23 protein-coding genes and 1 tRNA gene are annotated in these 16407 nt (G+C 63.7%); 11 read left to right on the forward strand and 13 right to left on the reverse strand.

Features of this window, described 5'->3' with window-relative positions; genetic code table 11:
• The first annotated feature begins 219 nt into the window (after positions 1 to 219).
• The 6 genes from LIW51_RS39885 to LIW51_RS06945 all read left to right on the forward strand — a co-directional run bounded on the left by LIW51_RS39885 (position 220) and on the right by LIW51_RS06945 (position 4305).
• Positions 220 to 756 carry a hypothetical protein gene (locus LIW51_RS39885; RefSeq protein WP_227376469.1) on the forward strand — a complete coding sequence of 179 codons (537 nt, stop codon included), beginning with the start codon at positions 220 to 222 and terminating at the stop codon, positions 754 to 756.
• On the forward strand, positions 756 to 2231 hold the full coding sequence (locus tag LIW51_RS06925; protein WP_227376470.1) for a type II secretion system F family protein: 1476 nt from the start codon (positions 756 to 758) through the stop codon (positions 2229 to 2231). Before LIW51_RS39885 ends, LIW51_RS06925 begins: the two co-directional genes overlap by 1 nt.
• A complete protein-coding gene (locus tag LIW51_RS06930; protein ID WP_227376471.1) occupies positions 2192 to 2848 on the forward strand; it encodes a type II secretion system F family protein in 657 nt (218 codons plus the stop codon). The genes LIW51_RS06925 and LIW51_RS06930 overlap by 40 nt, the downstream gene beginning before the upstream one ends.
• Before the next feature lie 31 nt (positions 2849 to 2879).
• The gene (locus LIW51_RS06935) at positions 2880 to 3521 is read left to right on the forward strand and encodes a class I SAM-dependent methyltransferase (protein WP_227376472.1); all 642 of its coding nucleotides are present in this window, start codon (positions 2880 to 2882) and stop codon (positions 3519 to 3521) included.
• A gap of 119 nt (positions 3522 to 3640) precedes the next feature.
• A tRNA-Gly gene (locus LIW51_RS06940) sits at positions 3641 to 3711 on the forward strand.
• Positions 3712 to 3852: 141 nt separating this feature from the next.
• On the forward strand, positions 3853 to 4305 hold the full coding sequence (locus LIW51_RS06945; protein ID WP_227376473.1) for a hypothetical protein: 453 nt from the start codon (positions 3853 to 3855) through the stop codon (positions 4303 to 4305).
• 349 nt (positions 4306 to 4654) lie between these two features.
• Here LIW51_RS06945 and LIW51_RS06950 read toward each other — a convergent pair whose 3' ends face one another.
• From LIW51_RS06950 to LIW51_RS07000, 11 genes are all read right to left on the reverse strand, one after another.
• Positions 4655 to 4984, reverse strand: coding sequence for a hypothetical protein (locus LIW51_RS06950; protein ID WP_227376474.1), 330 nt, complete (start codon positions 4982 to 4984; stop codon positions 4655 to 4657).
• Positions 4981 to 5163 (reverse strand): penicillin acylase family protein, encoded by a 183-nt coding sequence (locus LIW51_RS06955; protein WP_227376475.1) that lies wholly within the window; start codon positions 5161 to 5163, stop codon positions 4981 to 4983. Before LIW51_RS06955 ends, LIW51_RS06950 begins: the two co-directional genes overlap by 4 nt.
• Entirely contained in the window at positions 5153 to 5353 is a 201-nt protein-coding gene (locus tag LIW51_RS06960; RefSeq protein WP_227376476.1) for a hypothetical protein, read from the reverse strand. Before LIW51_RS06960 ends, LIW51_RS06955 begins: the two co-directional genes overlap by 11 nt.
• Positions 5289 to 5753, reverse strand: coding sequence for a penicillin acylase family protein (locus LIW51_RS06965; RefSeq protein WP_227376477.1), 465 nt, complete (start codon positions 5751 to 5753; stop codon positions 5289 to 5291). Before LIW51_RS06965 ends, LIW51_RS06960 begins: the two co-directional genes overlap by 65 nt.
• A 61-nt stretch (positions 5754 to 5814) precedes the next feature.
• Positions 5815 to 6138: a 2Fe-2S iron-sulfur cluster-binding protein gene (locus LIW51_RS06970; protein WP_255767345.1), complete on the reverse strand. Its 324-nt coding sequence runs from the start codon at positions 6136 to 6138 to the stop codon at positions 5815 to 5817.
• A complete protein-coding gene (locus LIW51_RS06975; RefSeq protein ID WP_227376478.1) occupies positions 6135 to 7535 on the reverse strand; it encodes a selenium-binding protein SBP56-related protein in 1401 nt (466 codons plus the stop codon). Before LIW51_RS06975 ends, LIW51_RS06970 begins: the two co-directional genes overlap by 4 nt.
• A gap of 133 nt (positions 7536 to 7668) precedes the next feature.
• Complete coding sequence (gene ndk, locus LIW51_RS06980) at positions 7669 to 8124, reverse strand: nucleoside-diphosphate kinase (protein WP_227376479.1); 456 nt, start codon at positions 8122 to 8124, stop codon at positions 7669 to 7671.
• Positions 8121 to 8309, reverse strand: coding sequence for a 50S ribosomal protein L24e (locus tag LIW51_RS06985; RefSeq protein ID WP_227376480.1), 189 nt, complete (start codon positions 8307 to 8309; stop codon positions 8121 to 8123). Before LIW51_RS06985 ends, ndk begins: the two co-directional genes overlap by 4 nt.
• Positions 8309 to 8536: a 30S ribosomal protein S28e gene (locus tag LIW51_RS06990; RefSeq protein ID WP_227376481.1), complete on the reverse strand. Its 228-nt coding sequence runs from the start codon at positions 8534 to 8536 to the stop codon at positions 8309 to 8311. Before LIW51_RS06990 ends, LIW51_RS06985 begins: the two co-directional genes overlap by 1 nt.
• 11 nt (positions 8537 to 8547) lie before the next feature.
• Positions 8548 to 8910, reverse strand: coding sequence for a 50S ribosomal protein L7Ae (gene rpl7ae, locus LIW51_RS06995; protein ID WP_227376482.1), 363 nt, complete (start codon positions 8908 to 8910; stop codon positions 8548 to 8550).
• A 191-nt stretch (positions 8911 to 9101) separates the two neighbouring features.
• On the reverse strand, positions 9102 to 9638 hold the full coding sequence (locus LIW51_RS07000; RefSeq protein WP_227376483.1) for a GNAT family N-acetyltransferase: 537 nt from the start codon (positions 9636 to 9638) through the stop codon (positions 9102 to 9104).
• Between the two features lie 120 nt (positions 9639 to 9758).
• On the opposite strand from LIW51_RS07000, the gene LIW51_RS07005 reads away from it, so the two are divergent.
• The 3 genes from LIW51_RS07005 to LIW51_RS07015 all read left to right on the forward strand — a co-directional run bounded on the left by LIW51_RS07005 (position 9759) and on the right by LIW51_RS07015 (position 13299).
• Positions 9759 to 10613, forward strand: a complete 855-nt coding sequence (locus LIW51_RS07005) for a cytochrome c oxidase subunit 3 (RefSeq protein WP_227376484.1) — start codon at positions 9759 to 9761, stop codon at positions 10611 to 10613.
• 218 nt (positions 10614 to 10831) lie between these two features.
• Positions 10832 to 13120 carry a tRNA(Met) cytidine acetyltransferase TmcA gene (gene tmcA / locus LIW51_RS07010; protein ID WP_227376485.1) on the forward strand — a complete coding sequence of 763 codons (2289 nt, stop codon included), beginning with the start codon at positions 10832 to 10834 and terminating at the stop codon, positions 13118 to 13120.
• Between the two features lie 23 nt (positions 13121 to 13143).
• Positions 13144 to 13299, forward strand: coding sequence for a DUF8014 family protein (locus LIW51_RS07015; RefSeq protein WP_227376486.1), 156 nt, complete (start codon positions 13144 to 13146; stop codon positions 13297 to 13299).
• A gap of 37 nt (positions 13300 to 13336) precedes the next feature.
• Here the strand turns inward: LIW51_RS07015 and LIW51_RS07020 are convergent, their stop codons facing one another.
• Together LIW51_RS07020 and LIW51_RS07025 are read right to left on the reverse strand one after the other, a co-directional pair.
• A complete protein-coding gene (locus tag LIW51_RS07020) occupies positions 13337 to 13477 on the reverse strand; it encodes a hypothetical protein (protein WP_227376487.1) in 141 nt (46 codons plus the stop codon).
• Positions 13478 to 13705: 228 nt separating this feature from the next.
• Positions 13706 to 15424, reverse strand: a complete 1719-nt coding sequence (locus tag LIW51_RS07025; RefSeq protein WP_227376488.1) for a glutamate--tRNA ligase — start codon at positions 15422 to 15424, stop codon at positions 13706 to 13708.
• A 206-nt stretch (positions 15425 to 15630) separates the two neighbouring features.
• Between LIW51_RS07025 and LIW51_RS07030 the strand changes: the two genes are divergently transcribed.
• Both LIW51_RS07030 and LIW51_RS07035 read left to right on the forward strand, forming a co-directional pair.
• The gene (locus LIW51_RS07030) at positions 15631 to 15864 is read left to right on the forward strand and encodes a hypothetical protein (protein ID WP_227376489.1); all 234 of its coding nucleotides are present in this window, start codon (positions 15631 to 15633) and stop codon (positions 15862 to 15864) included.
• A 172-nt stretch (positions 15865 to 16036) separates the two neighbouring features.
• The gene (locus LIW51_RS07035; protein WP_227376490.1) at positions 16037 to 16201 is read left to right on the forward strand and encodes a hypothetical protein; all 165 of its coding nucleotides are present in this window, start codon (positions 16037 to 16039) and stop codon (positions 16199 to 16201) included.
• Positions 16202 to 16407 lie beyond the last annotated feature (206 nt).

Here is a 16407-nt window from a genome sequence, read left to right on the forward strand (position 1 = left end):
AACGCCACGCGAGCGCAAGTACGAAACGATGGCACGATACTCGCCTGACGGTTCGGAGAGGCGATCCATCACCGACGGCCGATATTCATTTTGGAGTTGAAACTATCCAGCCATTGATTTAAATACTCGTGCTACAAAGGGCGTGACGAAAGCACGTGTCACGCGTCGGACAGAAACGCCCCGACCCGGAATCGTGCGCCTAACCGCTATCGAAGGCGCATGTCGAGTTTGGAGCTTGACGAACTGACCGTCCGCGTCCGCGAATTCCGGCGAACGATTCGCCGAGCCGCCGAGATGTTTCACAGTTCGACGATATCGGTCGGCGACTACGACCCCGACGCGCACGGTTCGCTCATCACGTTCGCGGGCGTGCCGGGCTACCGGGAAGTGGAACGCTACTGGGTGAACGCGCCGTTCGCGTTCGTCACCATCTACTACGACCCGGACGCGAACGAACACCTGTATTACGTGGTCGAACCCGAACTGGACGAGTTCGAAGCCGACCTACTCGACCGCCTCTTCTCCGACCTGCGGGAGTCGCTCATCTACCGGCGCGAGATGGGCGATAACACCGCGGAAGGCGTCCTCCGCGACGAACTGCGCGACCGAGAGCTCGTCCTCCAATATCTCCGCAAGAACGACGTGACCGATTATCGCCGGTTCACCCCGATGGTCAACGAGTACTACGCCGACCCCGACCGCGTGGTCGAGACGGTCGAGCGAAACACCGACATCGAGGTTTCGGAGTTCGACTGATGGGACTGCTGAACTTCGTCCCGCTCGTCCTCGCGCTCCTTCTGCTCGCGCCCGTCGCGCTGTCGCCCGTCAGCAGGACGGCCTACCGAACCGTCACGCGAGTCGCGTTGCAGGCGTTCGGAACTTACGTCCAGACCAGCGGGCGGCGTCGCTCGAAACGAAGTGACCTCCTGCGGCCGGCCCACGTCGGCGAGACGTACCGCCTGTACGCCTCGAAAACGTGGGTGTACGCTACGCTCGCGGCGGTGACGGGGAGTATCCTCGGTGTCTATCTCGTCGGACTGGTGCTGGCCGTGTTGACGGTGTCGCCCGAGACGATTCGCGAGACGCTCCCGTCGCTACTCGGATTCCTCTCGAACGTCCTCTCCGTCCCCGCTCTCACCGTGGGCGAACTGTTCGTCCTCCTGCTGTTCAGCAGCGCGACCGTCGGTCTGCTCGGCGGCGCGACGACCTACTGGCTACGGTGGGAGACGCCGTCACACCGCGGGAGCGCCCGGGCGATACGGATCGACGCTAGCCTCGCACGAACCGTCGCGTTCGTCTACGCCCTCTCGCGGAGCGGAATGGCGTTTCCCGAGATCATGCGAACGCTGGCGCGCAATCGAGACGTGTACGGCGAGGCCGCGGAGGAGGTCGCGGTCGGCGTGAAGGCGATGGATTTGTTCGGTCTCGACATGCTGACGGCCATCCGTCAGATGTCGCGCCAGTCGCCGAGCGAGAAGTTCGAGGAGTTCGGCGAGAATTTGGCGAGCGTGCTCCAGAGCGGCCAGAGCCTCCCGTCGTACCTCCACGAGCAGTACGAACGCTACCGACAGGACGCGAAGGCCGAACAGGAGGCGTTTCTCGAACTGCTGGCGACGCTGGCCGAGGGGTACGTCTCGCTGTTCGTCGTCAGCCCCCTCCTGTTCATCACCATCCTCGTCGTCATCGGACTGATGGGCGTCGCGGACACGCTCTCGTTTCTCCACCTGATGGCCTACCTCCTGATCCCGCTCGGTAACGTAGGGTTTCGTCGTCTACCTCGACAGCATCACGGAATCGCTACGTATCAGCCGGGACGAACGCGAACTGATCGAAAACGGCTCGATCGACGCTCGCCGGGCGGCAGACCCGGACGCGGGGCGAGCCGTGAGCGACGGTGGAGTTGCGACGACGAACGCCGAGCGACTGGTAACGTTCGACCGGTTCAAAAGCGTCAGGAACGCCCTCGAAGACCCCTTCCGAACCGTGCGCGAGAAGCCGGTTGCGGTGCTCTACCTGACGATACCGCTCGCAGTCCTGTCCGTACTCGTTCGTCTCGGCCCCGAAGTCGCGGCGGGAACCGCCACGCTCGCGTCTGCGGACGACGCGGTGGCGCAGGCCGCGCTGTTCGTCTTGGCGACGTTCGCCGTCGTCCGGGAACTCAAGCGCCGGCATCGAGGCGGTGGTTCCGGACTTGCTCGACTGGCTCGCCAGCGTCAACGAGGCGGGGATGACCGTCGTCGAGAGCTTCGGTCGCGTCGCCGACAGCGACCTCGGGGTGCTGAACGCGGAACTCCGGCGCACGTGGCGCGACGTCGAGTGGGGAACCGACGCGGCGACGGCGCTCCGCCGGCTGGAAGACCGGATCGACACGCCGACCATCACGCGCGTCGTGACGCTCGTGGCGAACGCGATGCACGCGAGCGGCGACATCGGACGCGTGCTCCGTATCGCGGTGGACGACGCGCAGGCCAGTCGGCGGTTGAAGCGCCAACGCCGACAGGAGATGGCGACCTACCTCGTCATCATCTACCTCTCGTTTTTCGTCTTCCTGTTCATCATCGCGTCGCTTTCCGGCATCCTCGTCCCCGCGTTGAAGAACCTACCCTCCGCGGACGCGGGCGGAAGCGGGCCGATCGGCATCGGCGGGCTCGGCAACGTCGCGGCGGTCGATATCGACGCCTACACCCTCGTGTTCTTCCACACCGCGCTGGTGCAGGCGCTCTTCTCGGGATTCGTCGCGGGGAAGATGGGCGAGGGGAGCGTGAAAGACGGCGCGAAACACGCGACGGCCATGTTCGCCATCGCCTACGTCGTCTTTCTCGCACTCGAACACGTCGTTCACCCGTAGGACATTTGGCGTCCGGCGCGAGAGTTCGGGTATGGAACCGACCAGCCGCGAGGTGCGGGCGACCTACGACCGCATCGCGGCCCACTTCGCCAGCACGCGGGAGTACGCGTGGCCCGAAGTCGAGTCGTTCCTCGACGGTCGGGAGGCGGACACCGCGCTCGACCTCGGCTGTGGCAACGGGCGGCACGCGGAGGTGCTCGCCTCGAACGCTCGGCGCGTCGTGGGCGCGGACGCGAGCGCGGGTCTGCTCGCGGAAGCGCAGGTCCGCGCACGAGAGCGAGCGTTCGAGGTCGAGTTGGTGCAGTGCGACGCGGCGCGCCTGCCCCTCGCGGACGAGTCCGTCGACCTCGCGGTGTACGTGGCGACCCTACACCACCTCCCCACCCGGGAGGCCCGCCTCGGGAGTCTGGACGAGTTGGCCCGGGTGCTCGGCCGGGAGGGCGTCGCGCTGGTGAGCGCGTGGAGCACGGCGCACGACCGATTCGACCGCGAGGAGGGGTTCGACACGACCGTCGATTGGACGCTCCCCGGCGGCGAGACAGTGCCGCGGTTCTACCACATCTACTCGCCGGAGGAGTTTCGCGAGGACGTGACGGAGAGCGCGCTGGTTCCGGTCGACGTGTCGGTGTCGAGCGGGAACTGCTACGCCGAAGTCCGCGGGCGAAAACAGTAACACCCTTAAGCCGCGGCGCACAATCCGGAAATACACTCGTATTCGCCGCACCGCCAATTGCATCGGTGTCTCACGAACGAAGTGAGGCTCGGTGGTGGTGCGAGCGAAGTGAGCACCGCGCACCGGTGGTCTAGTGGCAGGACCTGAGCCTTCCAAGCTCATGGCACGGGTTCAAATCCCGTCCGGTGCATTTCTCCGAACGTTACCGGCGAGCGACTGTACGAGCGCTCGTCACCCTCGGCTGGGAAACCGACAGAGAGGCTCGAAGCGGAACCGTCCACGGGGTCGTAGGTATGAATCGCTTTAACCCGTCACACCCCTAGTCGTACTGATGGATTCCGACACCATCTCGCCGGTTCACTTCGTCGCCGCACAACTAGCGGTCATCGTCGCGGTGATTCACCTCTCGTTGGGCACGCTGAACTGGGCTCGATGGATGATGGTCGGATTCCTCGTTCCGCGCGACCTCCGGTGGCCGCTGTTCGTGATCTCCGGGGCCGCGATGATCATCGCGCTGTTTCTCGCCGCGGCGGGAGCCGATCGCCGACCCCTGTACGTTGGTGGAATCGCACTCATGGTCGTCTACATCGTCGGCTACTTCGGGTGGCACGTCGGCGGACACCGACCGCTGCTCTTGCTCGGCCCCGGAACGCAGCACACCGGCCCGCTTCTGCCGTTTCTTCTCGACCACCTCCTCGCCGGCCCGGTGGAGTTCGTCACGATCGTCTCGGAAGTCTCGCTGCTCGTGCTGTTGGTGTACCTGCTCCTGACGGAATCGAAGTGAGCCGTACCGCGGGTCATCGACGCGGATTCTTTCGACGGCCTGTGGGCGTCTGCGTCTTTCCTCCACTTCCTCGAAAGACGCTCCCGCCACCTTCTCGGAGTTCCGGCGCGTCCTCCGCCCGGAGGCGTCGTCCACCTCTCGATCAAGCGCGGCGGCGAGCGGGAGGGCACCGCCTACGACGATGACGACCGCCGGTTCACGCTCTATCGATCGGACGAACTGCGTGCGATGGCCGAGAACGCCGGCTTCGCTATCGAGTCGGTGCGCGCCGACGACTGGGCGCAACTACTCGCGCGAACCCGATTCGCTCGCGCCGACCGAAACCTTCCGAGACGGTTCGACCGAGCGTTCAGACCAACGCCCGCGCCAGTCCACCGATGGCACCCGCGGCGAGCGGAATCGCCGCGGTCAGCGCGGTGATCTGGCCCATTTCGACCGCCGGAACGAGCGCCGCGCGCAGCGCGAGCAGTCCCGCAAAAACCAGCAGCGCCAGCGCGCCGAATCCGAGTCCGGCGAGAACCCTGCGTTTCCGGTTCGCCGTCGGGAGACTCACGAGCGCGCCGCCGACCAGCAGACCGAGCCAGTGCAGCCACGCGAGGGTGAGGCCGAGGAGCGCGCCGAGACCGACCAGCGCCCAGCACCGAACGCCGTATCCACGAAATTCGTCGAGTCGGCTCATCGGTTCTCACCTTCGAACGTGACGGCCACGTTACCGCGAATCTCGCGCGTCATCGGTTTGTACTCCGTGTTCGCCCACGCTCGCAGCTGGTCGCGGTAGTGCTCGGAGAAGTAATCGTCCGAATTGCCCCCAGCAGGATAGCCTCCGATTCGCCGCCCACCGGGCAGATCATCCGCCAACTACTCCCGGCGGCGGACTCACCCGGTAGTTGTTCATGGTGTGACTCGACCCGTCGGTCGGGAGGTGGGGGTAGTTCAGGAACGACTGGTCGAAAGGGTGTGTGATGGCGCGAGTGGTGTTGTAGTCACCGTACGTCTCGTACCCCTCCTCCTCGATCCGCTTTAGGGCCGTCCGGGGGGCGCGAACCATCGCCGCGTTCCTGCCCTCGTTCCCGAACCACCGTTTCCCCCGGAAGTGGGCCAACACCCAGTCGCGGGGGTAGTAGCTCTCGTCCAACCCCGCTCGCTCGAACTTGACGCTCGAGTTGGAATAGTCTGTCTCTGGCTTGTGCGTACCCCACCGCGAAGTAGAGCGCCCACTCGTCGTCCGCCGTGATGTTCGGCACGTCGTCCTCGTCGTACCGAAGTTTCGCCGCCCCGTAGGGGCTTTCGACGCGCCGGTCGGTGCAGTCGGTCGCGCCGTCACACGCCGTTCCGCTGAGCGGTGCGAATCGGCGGAGATAGCTCCGGACCGGCGAGAGTGACCCGCCGACCGCGCTTCCGCCGAGGATCGCCCCGACGAGTGCTCGTCGGGTGATGTCCGTGTCCATGTGTCAAACTGTTTGGTAGTCGATATAAATAGCGTTGTCTAATCTGCGGTCGCGTTTTGCGCTACTTCCACGGATTCGTAACGAGGTCGGTCTGCACGTCGACGCCGACTTCGATTCGACAATCTGCCCGCGCTCGTGCGATGCAAAGTAGGACGTACCCTTCGTCCAGAAACCTCGGTTTCAGTGCGTTCGGCGGTCGCGCGTGCTCGACCCGACCGTCGAGCAGTCGGCCGGTGCAGGTGGCACACGCGCCGATTCGACAGCCGAAGGGCAGGCCGACTTCCGCTCTCTCCGCCGCTTCGAGTATCGATTCGTCACCGTCGGCGCGAATGATTTCGCTCCGTCCGTCGCGCCGGACGAGTTCGACTCGGTGGCGGTGGCTCACTGCCAGACGTCGCTCGTGCAGTCGCCGTCCGGCCACCGAATCTCGTGCGCTCTCGCCGGTCCGTTCGGCATCTCGCCGAAGTCCACGAGAAAGTCCTCGTCCAGGGTCATCGTCCCCTTCCGCGGGTTCACGTCGGCTTTGAGCATCACGGAGCCCTTCTCGCCTTCCTCCGGGAAGAATTGGTTGTCCCACGTGGAGAACAGCGAGGTCGTCCAGTAGAGGCGCTCGCCGTCGATGGACAACTGGAGCATCTGCGGCCCTGCAACGACCGGTCTGTCGTCGTCGCCGGTCGGATGGCGCGGCCCGTAGAGTCCGCCAGCCCAGAGTCGGTCGGCGAGGCGCGGGTTCTTCGGGTCGCTCACGTCGTACATTCGCACGTCGCCGTGGAGCCAGTTCCCGAAGAACAGGTAGCGGTCGTCCATCGAGACGACGAGGTCGGTGATGAGCCCCGGCACCGGCATGTCCCAGTCCTCGTGCTCGCGGGACTCGACGTCGATGACTTTCTCGGCGTGCCACTCATCGTCGTCTTCGTAGAAGTGGAAGATGTTGGACGAAAGCGCCGCCCCCACGTAGCCGTGCACCGCCTCGGGGCTGTGGAGGAATCGGACTTCCAGCGGAATCATGCCTTCCTCGCCCAAGTCGATGGTCTGCTCGACGGTTCGGTTCGTCCAGTTCCAGAAGTGGAGTTTACGGCCGTAGTCACCCGCCTCCACGTCCGCCGGGTCGAAGCCGGGGTAGTAGGTCTTCGGCGCGGCCCACTCCGAGGAGACCATCACGTTGTGCCGGGGCTGGTACCAGAAGTCGTAGTTCATGTCGATCTCGCCCGGCGCGTCCCACCGTCCCTCGATCTCGAAGTCGTCGTTCAGTTCGAGGAATCCGCCCGGCAGGTCGCCGTCCTCGTTCCCGAGCATCGAGACGAGAATCTCGCCGTCCGGAATGCAGTGAACCGTGTGCGGTGCCGAGAGGCCGTACTCGTACACCTCCTCCGGTTCGATGGTCTTCACTATCTCCGGGTTCTCGCGGTTCTTCGTGTCCACAATGTGCAGTCGCGACGACCGTTGGCCGGGGACGACGAGGTGGCGGCGTTCCAACCCCTCGACGTGGCAGGACGACGAACAGGCGTTCCAGCCGAAGTGGTGTAACTCGTCGCCCTTGTTCGGCATCTCCACCCTGTCGATGACTCGGCAGTAGGTATCGGAGTTCGGATCGACGTCCACCACCGACAGGAAATCCGGTGCGTCCACGTCGGTGCCGACGTACAGCGACGGCACGTAGGCGATCTTCTCGCGTTCAGCCTGTTCGATGGCCGCCTGCGGCGTGGCGTACCCCGGCCCCTCTACGTCGTGATGTTCGTGATGTTCGTGTGCTCCGGTTTCGGATGATTCGGTGTCGCTCACGATTTCTCCCTCTCGGGAGGTGGTAGGATACCGATTGTCGTGATGTGGCGGATAGAGGAAATAATTGCCGCAAAACGACCCGTACTCTCAGCTACTGTATCGAAGAGGAAAAAAAGCGACCGTCAGTAGTTGATTACTCGTACAGCCACTCGTTGTCGACTCGTTCGTAGTCGACCAACTCGTCCTCGTCGAAGAACAGCGAAATCTCTCGTTCGTTGGAACCTTCCTCGGTGTCCGAGCCGTGGATGACGTTCCGACCGAGGTCGAGTCCGAAGTCGCCGCGGATGGTGCCTGGCGCGGACTCAGCGGGGTCAGTTTCGCCCATCATCGTCCGGACTTGGGCGACCGCATCCTGACCTTCCCAGACCATCGCGAAGACCGGTCCGGAGGTGATGAAGTCCACGAGTCCCTCGAAGAAGGGTTTGCCCTCGTGCTCGCCGTAGTGTTCCTCGGCGAGTTTCTGATCAATCTGCATGAATTTCCCACCGACGAGCTTCAGACCGCGGTCTTCGAATCGGGAGACGATCTCCCCGATGAGGCCGCGTTGGACGCCGTCGGGCTTGACCATCACGAAGGTTCGCTCGCTCATTCCTGTCCACCACCGGCGCCTTCCTCGGTCCATTCGAGGTCGCGGGGTTCGCGCCCGAGGTCCGCGTTCTTCTCGCACTTCGATGAGCAGTAGTGGATGGTCGTTCCGTCCGTGCGGACGAACATCGTTCCCGTGCCGGGTTCGATGTCGTCGCCGCAGTAGTCACACTCTCGCGTCTGTGGCATTATTGTCCTCCGATGGAGTCCGCCTCGCGTGCGGTTTCGCGCAACTGGAGCACGTCGCCCTCGCGGACGGGGCCGAGACAGTTGCGCGTGATGATGCGCCCTTGGTTCTCGCCCTCTCGGATGCGGCACTTGACCTGCATGGCCTCGCCGTGCATTCCAGTCTTGCCGACGATTTCGATGACCTCGGCGGAGGTGGAGTCCTCCTGTCCGGTCTCATCAGCACTCATCGTCTACCACCTCACCGCAGTTCCTCGACCTTCGAGGCGATGTCGTCTACGTCCTCGCTGGCCTCGCCCGCATCGACGATGGCCGCGGCGGCGCTGCCGACTTCCAGTCCGGCGGCGTGACCGACATCGTCCTGCGTCTCGACGAAGACGAAGGGGATACCCTTCTCGTCGGCGAGTTCAGGCAGGTGCATGACGATCTCCTCGGGCTGGACGTCCTCGGCGACGTAGATGAGGTCTGCGTTACCTCGTTCGACTGCTTTGGTCGTCTCGTTCGTTCCTTTCTTTACGCTTCCCGTGTCCCGTGCGACTTCGAGCGCTTCGAGCGCTCGGTCTTGAAGGTCGGCTGGGACGTCGTAGTTGACGTATACTGGCATAGGTTGTTCACCTCCCCGTGCGCTGGCTCAGGCTCCCCTGCCAGGCGAGTCCTGTATGGCTAGGAGCATCATCAACCCCGCACAGGTTGTACCCATCAGTAGAATATGCCCCCATAAAAACGCTTTCAAATAGACGACGGAGTGCTACGCTGGCGCACGCCACTGAGTCGGGCGATTTCGAGCGTTTCCTTTCACCAGATACCTGACGAATACCCTTCACGTAGTAGACCGAAAAAAGATACGTCGCGATACTCGCCGCGCAAGAAGATGTGTTCCCGGAACCGTCCTTCCTCTTCGAATCCCAGTCGTTCCAAGAGCGCTCGCGACGCGTCGTTGAAATCCACGACCTTGGCGACGACCCGGTGGAGACCCCGGGTGTCGAAGGCGTAGTCCAGCAGGAGCGACACCGCCTCCGTGGCGTACCCCTCACCGCGTGCGTCCCGGTCGAGCCAGTAGGCGATCTCGCCGTGGTCGGCTTCGACCCGAAACAGGTTCGCCTCGCCGACCGGTTCGCCATCGACGCAGACGACGAAGTTCGAGTCGCCGTTGTCCGTGGAGATGGTGTTCTCGTAGAACTCCTCGACCTGTTCGCGGGTCTGCGGTTCGGTGAACGTCATCGCCGTTCGGAGTTCTGGGTCGGTTCGCACTCGCTGGAGGAGGTCAATATCCTCTCGCTCGGTCACGCGGAGTTCGACTCGTTCGCCCTCGAGAAAGACGGGGCCGGGCATACCGGAGACGAGACGGAACGGTGACAAAAACGTTTCACCTCCTACGCGGCAAATTACCGACCGGAACGCCTCCGACGAATCCGAATGACGGTTTTGTCTATTCGACCCGTACCCGGTGCCATGAGTGGGGGAGAATTGGAAGAACGGGAGCACAGACACCATCCAGCGACGGACGACTGGCCGAGAGGATTCGGCGAAGCGTCGTGGTGGCCGTTCGTCTCGGCGCTGGGTGCGGCGGGGCTGTACGCCGGGGCGGGGCTGTACGTTCTGAGCCAAGGTGCGAACGACTACGTCCCGCCGATGTACGGCCCCATCGTCTTCGTCGTGAGCACGGTGGTCTTTCTCGTCGGCATCTATGGCTGGCTATATCACGGCTTCGTCGACCACTACTGGAGCCGCGAGGCGGTTGGCGGAACGAAACTCCGCTGGGCGATGATACTGTTTCTCGGAACCGAAGTGACGACCTTCGGCGCGGGATTCGTCTACTACTTCTTCATCCGAACGGGCGCGTGGCCCCCGACCGGGCAGACCATCCCGCCCTTGCTGAACTCGCTCGTCCTCGCCAACACGCTCATCCTCGTCGTCAGTAGTTTCACCCTGCACTTCGCACACACCTCCCTGTTAGGAGGAAATCGACGCCGGTTCGTCGGCCTCCTCGCCCTGACCGTCGCACTGGCCGTCATATTCCTCGGCGGACAGGTGTTCGAATACTACGAGTTCATCACTCACGAGGGCTTCACGCTCACGTCCGGTATCTTCGGGAGCGCCTTCTTCGGGTTGACGGGACTCCACGGCCTGCACGTCACGCTCGGCGTCGTCCTCATGACGATTCTGCTGGCCCGCGCACTATTCGGGCAGTACGACGCCGAGCGGGACACCTCGGTCACCACCGTCTCGATGTACTGGCACTTCGTGGACGCCGTCTGGCTCTTCCTCGTCGTCTCCATCTACGCCGGAGCGACGCTCGCCGGGTGACTGCCAAGAACTGCCGGGAACCGACGGTGGTTCGCTTTCGAGACGAGATACAGTCGTCGCCAGAAAACATTTAACTAATGACGATGTCGCCCTAAATGGCGAGGTCCCCGCGAAGCGCGAGTGGGTCTGGCGCCATCACCTGACCCCACCTCGCCACGACTCCTGACCTCTTCACACCGAAGAGAAACATCCTTGCGACGCCCTTTCTAAATCCGAGTATGGACGTAGCGTCGGTGGCGACCGCCCTGCGAGAGGAAGCCCGGCAGTCGAACGAGCGTCGGCTGCTCGTCCTCGCAGGCGACCGGAGCGAGGGATACGACGCCGCCCGACGCGCGCTCGACGCGGCGGAGATTCCCCGGTCGAAAACCGTACAGGTCGGCCCTCGGCGCACGCTCGACTGCGAGCGGGTCACGCAGCACCGTGCCGGAACCTTGCTCGGTACGACCCGCGATGCGGTCGTCTTCGACGCACACGACGAGCTCCAGCCGAACGCACTGGGGCGGGTCGTCGGCGCGGTCGACGGCGGTGGCCTGTTCGTCCTGCTCGCGCCGCCGCTTGATTCGTGGCCCGCTCAGCGGGACGAGTTCGACGAGACGCTGGCGGTGGCGCCGTTCGAAATCGAAGACGTGACCGGACACTTCCGACGACGGTTCGTCGCCACGCTCCGCGCTCATCCCGGTGTTGCCATCGTCGACGTAGACTCGGGAACGACCAAGATGGACGGGCTGACACACCCTCCACCGAGAGTAACGTCGCAGGGGCGCGACCTTCCGAACCACGATTTCCCGCGAATCGCCTACGAAGCCTGTCTCACCGACGACCAGATGGTGGCGGTTCGCGCCTTCGAAAATCTCCGAAAACGAGGACGAGATGAACAAGAACGCGGCGAATGCGACGAGTACGGCGAGCACGAGCGGGCGGTCGTCGTGGAGGCGGATCGCGGGCGGGGGAAATCGAGCGCCGCCGGAATCGCGGCCGGATGTTTCGCCGCGGACGGCGACGACGTGCTCGTGACGTCCCGGAGCTATCGAAGCGCCCGCGAGATGTTCGTCCGCGCTAGCGCGGTGCTCGACTCGCTGGACGAACTCGCGGGAATTGACCGCGACCCGCCCACGCGAATTTCGTCGACGTCGGGCGGCGTCGTCCGGTTCGAGAAACCGACCGCGGCGGTCGAAGCCGACGCCGACGTGGTGCTCGTGGACGAGGCCGCCGCGCTCTCGGTTCGCCTGCTGGAACGATTTCTGGATTTCCCGCGCGTCGCGTTCACGACGACCGTTCACGGCTACGAAGGTGCGGGACGGGGCTTCTCCGTGCGATTCCGCGACCGACTCGCCGAGAGCGACCACGACGTGACCGACGTGAGCATGGTCGAACCGATTCGCTACGCGCCGGGCGACCCGGTGGAAGTATGGGCGTTCCGCGCGCTTGCGCTCGACGCTCGCCCCGCAGTCGAACCTCTCGTGGCGGACGCGACTCCCGAGGAGGTCGAGTACCGAGCGCTCGGCGCGGACGACCTACTTACGGACGAGAACCTCCTGCGCGAGACGTTCGGCCTGCTAGTCCTCGCGCACTACCGAACCGAGCCGGCGGATCTCGCGCGACTGTTGGACGCGCCGAACGTCGAAGTGCGAGCGCTCTCTCGGGACGGCCACGTCGTCAGCGTCGCACTGCTCGCCCGCGAAGGAAATCTCCCGGTCGACGTGCGCGAGCACATGTACGACGGCGGGCGCGTGAAGGGCAACATGCTCCCGGACGTGCTCACGACGCAACTGCGCGATTTCGACGCGGGGGTTCCAGAGGGGATGCGCATCATGCGAATCGCCACCCACCACGCCGTCCGCTCGTCGGGCCTCGGGTCGCGCCTGCTCGGCGAGATTCGGCGGGAGTTTTCGCACTTCGACTGGCTCGGGACGGGGTTCGGCGCGACCCCCGAACTGCTCCGATTCTGGCGCGAGAACGGCTACCGCACCGTCCAGCTCTCGACTACGCGCAACGACGCCAGCGGGGAGTACTCCGCGCTGATGCTCACCCCCATCTCTGACGCGGGCCGCGACCTGTACGACCGCCACGCCCGGCGGTTCGCGGGCCGAATCGCTTCGGTGCTATCGGACGCGCTCGCCGACGCGAAACCGGACGTGGTGCGGGAAGCACTACGAGCGACCGAGATACCCGTCTCGCCCTCGCTTTCCGACTGGGAGTGGCGACTAGTCGCCGCCAGCGCCCACGGTCCGGGGCAGTTCGACCACGGGCCGGCCCCCTTCCGGCAACTGGTCGTGAAACACTTCGTGAACCCGGACGACTCCGACGCCGACGCGCTCTCGCCTGAGCAGGAGCGCCTGCTGGTACGGAAAGTGTTGCAGGCACGGAGGTGGCCCGCCGTCGCGGACGAACTCGGTTACCACTCGCCCGGAGAGGCAATGCGCGCGCTGGGGACGGCGTTTCGGCCCCTCGTGGAACTGTACGGAAATAGGGCCGCGCGCGAGGAAGCGAGGCGGTACACCGATTAGGGACGAACCCCTCTCTCCGGGCGATGGAGTGCGCCGAAGACGACTGCGAGAACGAAGCGGCGGTTCGGTTGCACATCCCGTGGGCCGAGAATCGAGCGGTCTGCACCGGCCATGCGAGGGTGTTGGCCCGACGGGACGGCGTCGTGGCCGAACCGCTAGAAGACGTGGAATGGAAGTAGCGAGACGGGTATTTTCGAGTCGTTTTGCTTCCCGACTTCACCCACGGCCAAGAACGCAGAACTCGCCGCAGTGGCTAGTTCCGCGTTCGTCGGGGAAGGGCAGGGCGGGGCGGTTCCCTTGGCGGATGAAGGGCGAACGAGCGAAGCGAGTGAGGGCTTCACTCATGTGTGCAAGCATCAGCTATCGTCTAACTCACTCTAGTGACTTTCGAGGAGCAAACTGCTGTATTCGATAGTTCGACTCAGACTATCGTTAGGACACATGAACGAAGCCCTCGGTCGTCGCTCCCTTCGGTCGCTCCTCCTCGCCCTTCATCCGCCGAGGCACGCCTACCCTTCCCCGGCGAGTTCGTCCTCGCGGCCGCGTGGTCGGTCGAGTCGAGTGAAAAGCGGGATTCGAGTGGTGTTATTCGTGTGCGAAGTAGGTGACCGTCTCGTCCTTGTCGTGTCTATCCACGCGGGCGAATCCAACGCGCTCGAACTGCACCACGTCGTCCGCGTCGGTCTCCACGAACTCCGGCTCCGCGAGACCGTTTACGTCGCCGTCCATCGTCCGCATTCGAACGGGGACGTTCTCCTCGGCGGGCACCCAGTGGATGACGTCCACGCCCTCCTCTCGAACCGCGTCGATGTCGTCGCCTGTGTACTGGAGGGCGTCGCGGGTGTGCCTGAAACAGCCCAGCCCCTTCAGCCAGACGCGCTCGCCGTGGTCGGGGATATCGCCGGATTCGATGAGCACCGCGTCTCTGGCGGGGATGCGGCGCGTGCCCCTGTCCTCGTGGTCGGGGTGAACCGGCGGTTCGGCGGCCTCGGGATGCTCGCCGACGAGGGGGTACTCCACGCCGTCGCGGACGAGGAAGTAGCGGGGTGCCACGTCGTCCACGAGGTCGCGGTTCTTGGCGTAGACCGTGCTCATCGCCAGATCGACGTTGCTCGTGGAGGTGCCGAGTTCGACCATCGCTTCGGTGATGGCCTCTCCGCGGATGCCTCGCTTTCGGACGCTCTGGAGCGTGGGCGCGCGCGGGTCGTCCCAGCCGTCGAGTTCGCCCTTTCGGATGAGTTCGGCGATGGTCGAGGTGGACATCTTCACGTCGTACTCGTCCACCTGCACGTGTCCCCAGTGGATGGTTTCGGGGTACTCCCAGCCGAAGTAGTCGTAGACGAACCGCTGGCGCTTTGCGGAGTCCTGCAGGTCGATGCCGCGGATGATGTGCGTCACGCCGGTGAGGTGGTCGTCGATGCCGGACTGGAAATCGAGCATGGGCCAGCATCGATACTCTGATGCCTCGGGCCGGGGGTGCGGCGTGTCGACGATTCGGAAGGCGACCCAGTCGCGCAGGGCGGGGTTCTTGTGCTCGATATCGGTCTTCACCCGGAGCACCATCTCGCCCGACTCGTACTCCCCGGCGACCATATCCTCGAACTCCTCCAGCGTCATCTCGGGAGCTTTGTCGCGGTGCGGGCACGGCTTCGCGTCGTTCTTGAGATTCGAGAACTCCTCGCCCGAACAGGAGCAGGTGTACGCGCCACCCTTCTCGATGAGGTCGCGGGCGTGGTCGTAGTAGAGTTCGAGGCGGTCGCTGGCTTTCGTGACCTCGTCGGGGTCGAAGCCGAGATATTCGATGTCCTCCAGGATGGCGTCGTAGGCGTCCAAGTCGGGCCGTTTCGTCTCCGGGTCGGTGTCGTCGAATCGGACGAGGAACCAGCCGTTGTAGAGGTCTTTGTACGTGCCGATGACGGCGGGCATCCGCCCGTGGCCGATGTGCCACGGTCCGTTCGGGTTCGGCGCACAGCGCATCCGAATCTGGTCGTACTCCTCGGCGTTCGGCAAGTCGGGGAGCACCCGCTCGTCCTCCTCGTCTTCGGCGTCGAGTTCTTCGACCAGTTCCGGGTCGAGCTCGGCGAGGCGTTCCCTGCGCTCGTCGGTGTCCAACTGGTTCACCTGCGCGACGACCTTCCCCGCGACTCCCGGAACCTCGTTTCCGTGCTCGCGGAACTCGGGGTTCTCGCCCATAAGTGACCCCATGATGGCCCCTACATCGGCGTCGCTGTCGTGTTTCAGCGCGTTGAACAGCGCATGTTTTTCCGCCTCCGTATCGACTCGGGCGCGTAACTCGTCGTCCATTATCGGTGGTTTTGGGAGTCGGGGTGAAAAATCTCGCTTTTTGTTCGTTTCGGTCGCTCGCTTGAGCACCGAGGAAGTACGATTATCCTCCAGGCGTGGAACGCGAACCACGAGCGTCGGCCCCATAAGCCAGTTGATGATAGGATGACCGTATGGGAATGACAAGTTCCGCATACTTATTTTTCTATCCCTCTCGTATTCCACCGATGACCGAGCACCGAGCAACAAAGATAGCCCTGACCGCCATACTCATAGCACAAGACGAGGGGGAGTTCCGCCTCCCGGATCTCAAAGAGCGACTTCATTTTCCGGAGAATCCTCCGTCGAACAGCACTATTCGACAGGTTCTCCGTCAACTCGAAGAGAGCGGATGGCTCGAACGCGAGCATCCTGAAGGCCGAATTTGGTACGCTGGTGAGCAGTTGGAGGAGTTATTTTAGTAAACGAAAGCAAGCGGATATGAACGGAAAACAGTACGGTTGCGGAGCGGTCACTGCTACTTTCGCCTCTCATCTTCGCCGCCAACAATTCCTTGTCGACTGAGACAAAAAACAAACGATCAAGTAGTTCATGGACGGCGGGTCCGAAAGGTTCACGGGAGTGTTTAGGGTGATGGTGCGGCATCGAGCGGTCTACGTCGCTTCAGAAGCGATCGTTCTTGCCCACGAACAGGGCGCATTCCGCCTGCCGGACGAGTCCATGCCGTCAGACTCGATGATCCGGGGGATCCTCCGTCAGCTCAAAGACTGCATGTGGCTCGAACGCGAGCATCTATAAGGTCGAATCCGGTACGCAAGCGACAAATGCCAAACCCTAGAATGATTATCTGATTATAGGATGCGTCACCAGAACGCTTTGCCGCCGACTACCGTGATTATTTCACGGTTAGCGGACACTTGGCCGGCAGCATTACGGTGGATAGTACTGGTTACATCAGCGATACTCCTGGTAACAACTATTATACGCGGTTAGTCGTCGATTAT

Source organism: Haladaptatus halobius (assembly GCF_020618475.1).
Lineage (GTDB): Archaea > Halobacteriota > Halobacteria > Halobacteriales > Haladaptataceae > Haladaptatus > Haladaptatus halobius.

Coding starts and splice junctions, on each gene's coding strand:
- LIW51_RS39885 (WP_227376469.1), top strand. CDS start 220: ATGTCGAGTTTGGAGCTTGACGAACTGACCGTCCGCGTCCGCGAATTC.
- LIW51_RS06925 (WP_227376470.1), top strand. CDS start 756: ATGGGACTGCTGAACTTCGTCCCGCTCGTCCTCGCGCTCCTTCTGCTC.
- LIW51_RS06935 (WP_227376472.1), top strand. CDS start 2,880: ATGGAACCGACCAGCCGCGAGGTGCGGGCGACCTACGACCGCATCGCG.
- LIW51_RS06945 (WP_227376473.1), top strand. CDS start 3,853: ATGGATTCCGACACCATCTCGCCGGTTCACTTCGTCGCCGCACAACTA.
- LIW51_RS06950 (WP_227376474.1), bottom strand. CDS start 4,984: ATGAGCCGACTCGACGAATTTCGTGGATACGGCGTTCGGTGCTGGGCG.
- LIW51_RS06960 (WP_227376476.1), bottom strand. CDS start 5,353: ATGGTTCGCGCCCCCCGGACGGCCCTAAAGCGGATCGAGGAGGAGGGG.
- LIW51_RS06965 (WP_227376477.1), bottom strand. CDS start 5,753: ATGGACACGGACATCACCCGACGAGCACTCGTCGGGGCGATCCTCGGC.
- ndk (WP_227376479.1), bottom strand. CDS start 8,124: ATGAGCGAGCGAACCTTCGTGATGGTCAAGCCCGACGGCGTCCAACGC.
- LIW51_RS06985 (WP_227376480.1), bottom strand. CDS start 8,309: ATGCCACAGACGCGAGAGTGTGACTACTGCGGCGACGACATCGAACCC.
- LIW51_RS06990 (WP_227376481.1), bottom strand. CDS start 8,536: ATGAGTGCTGATGAGACCGGACAGGAGGACTCCACCTCCGCCGAGGTC.
- rpl7ae (WP_227376482.1), bottom strand. CDS start 8,910: ATGCCAGTATACGTCAACTACGACGTCCCAGCCGACCTTCAAGACCGA.
- LIW51_RS07000 (WP_227376483.1), bottom strand. CDS start 9,638: ATGCCCGGCCCCGTCTTTCTCGAGGGCGAACGAGTCGAACTCCGCGTG.
- LIW51_RS07005 (WP_227376484.1), top strand. CDS start 9,759: ATGAGTGGGGGAGAATTGGAAGAACGGGAGCACAGACACCATCCAGCG.
- tmcA (WP_227376485.1), top strand. CDS start 10,832: ATGGACGTAGCGTCGGTGGCGACCGCCCTGCGAGAGGAAGCCCGGCAG.
- LIW51_RS07015 (WP_227376486.1), top strand. CDS start 13,144: ATGGAGTGCGCCGAAGACGACTGCGAGAACGAAGCGGCGGTTCGGTTG.
- LIW51_RS07020 (WP_227376487.1), bottom strand. CDS start 13,477: ATGCTTGCACACATGAGTGAAGCCCTCACTCGCTTCGCTCGTTCGCCC.
- LIW51_RS07025 (WP_227376488.1), bottom strand. CDS start 15,424: ATGGACGACGAGTTACGCGCCCGAGTCGATACGGAGGCGGAAAAACAT.
- LIW51_RS07030 (WP_227376489.1), top strand. CDS start 15,631: ATGACCGAGCACCGAGCAACAAAGATAGCCCTGACCGCCATACTCATA.
- LIW51_RS07035 (WP_227376490.1), top strand. CDS start 16,037: ATGGTGCGGCATCGAGCGGTCTACGTCGCTTCAGAAGCGATCGTTCTT.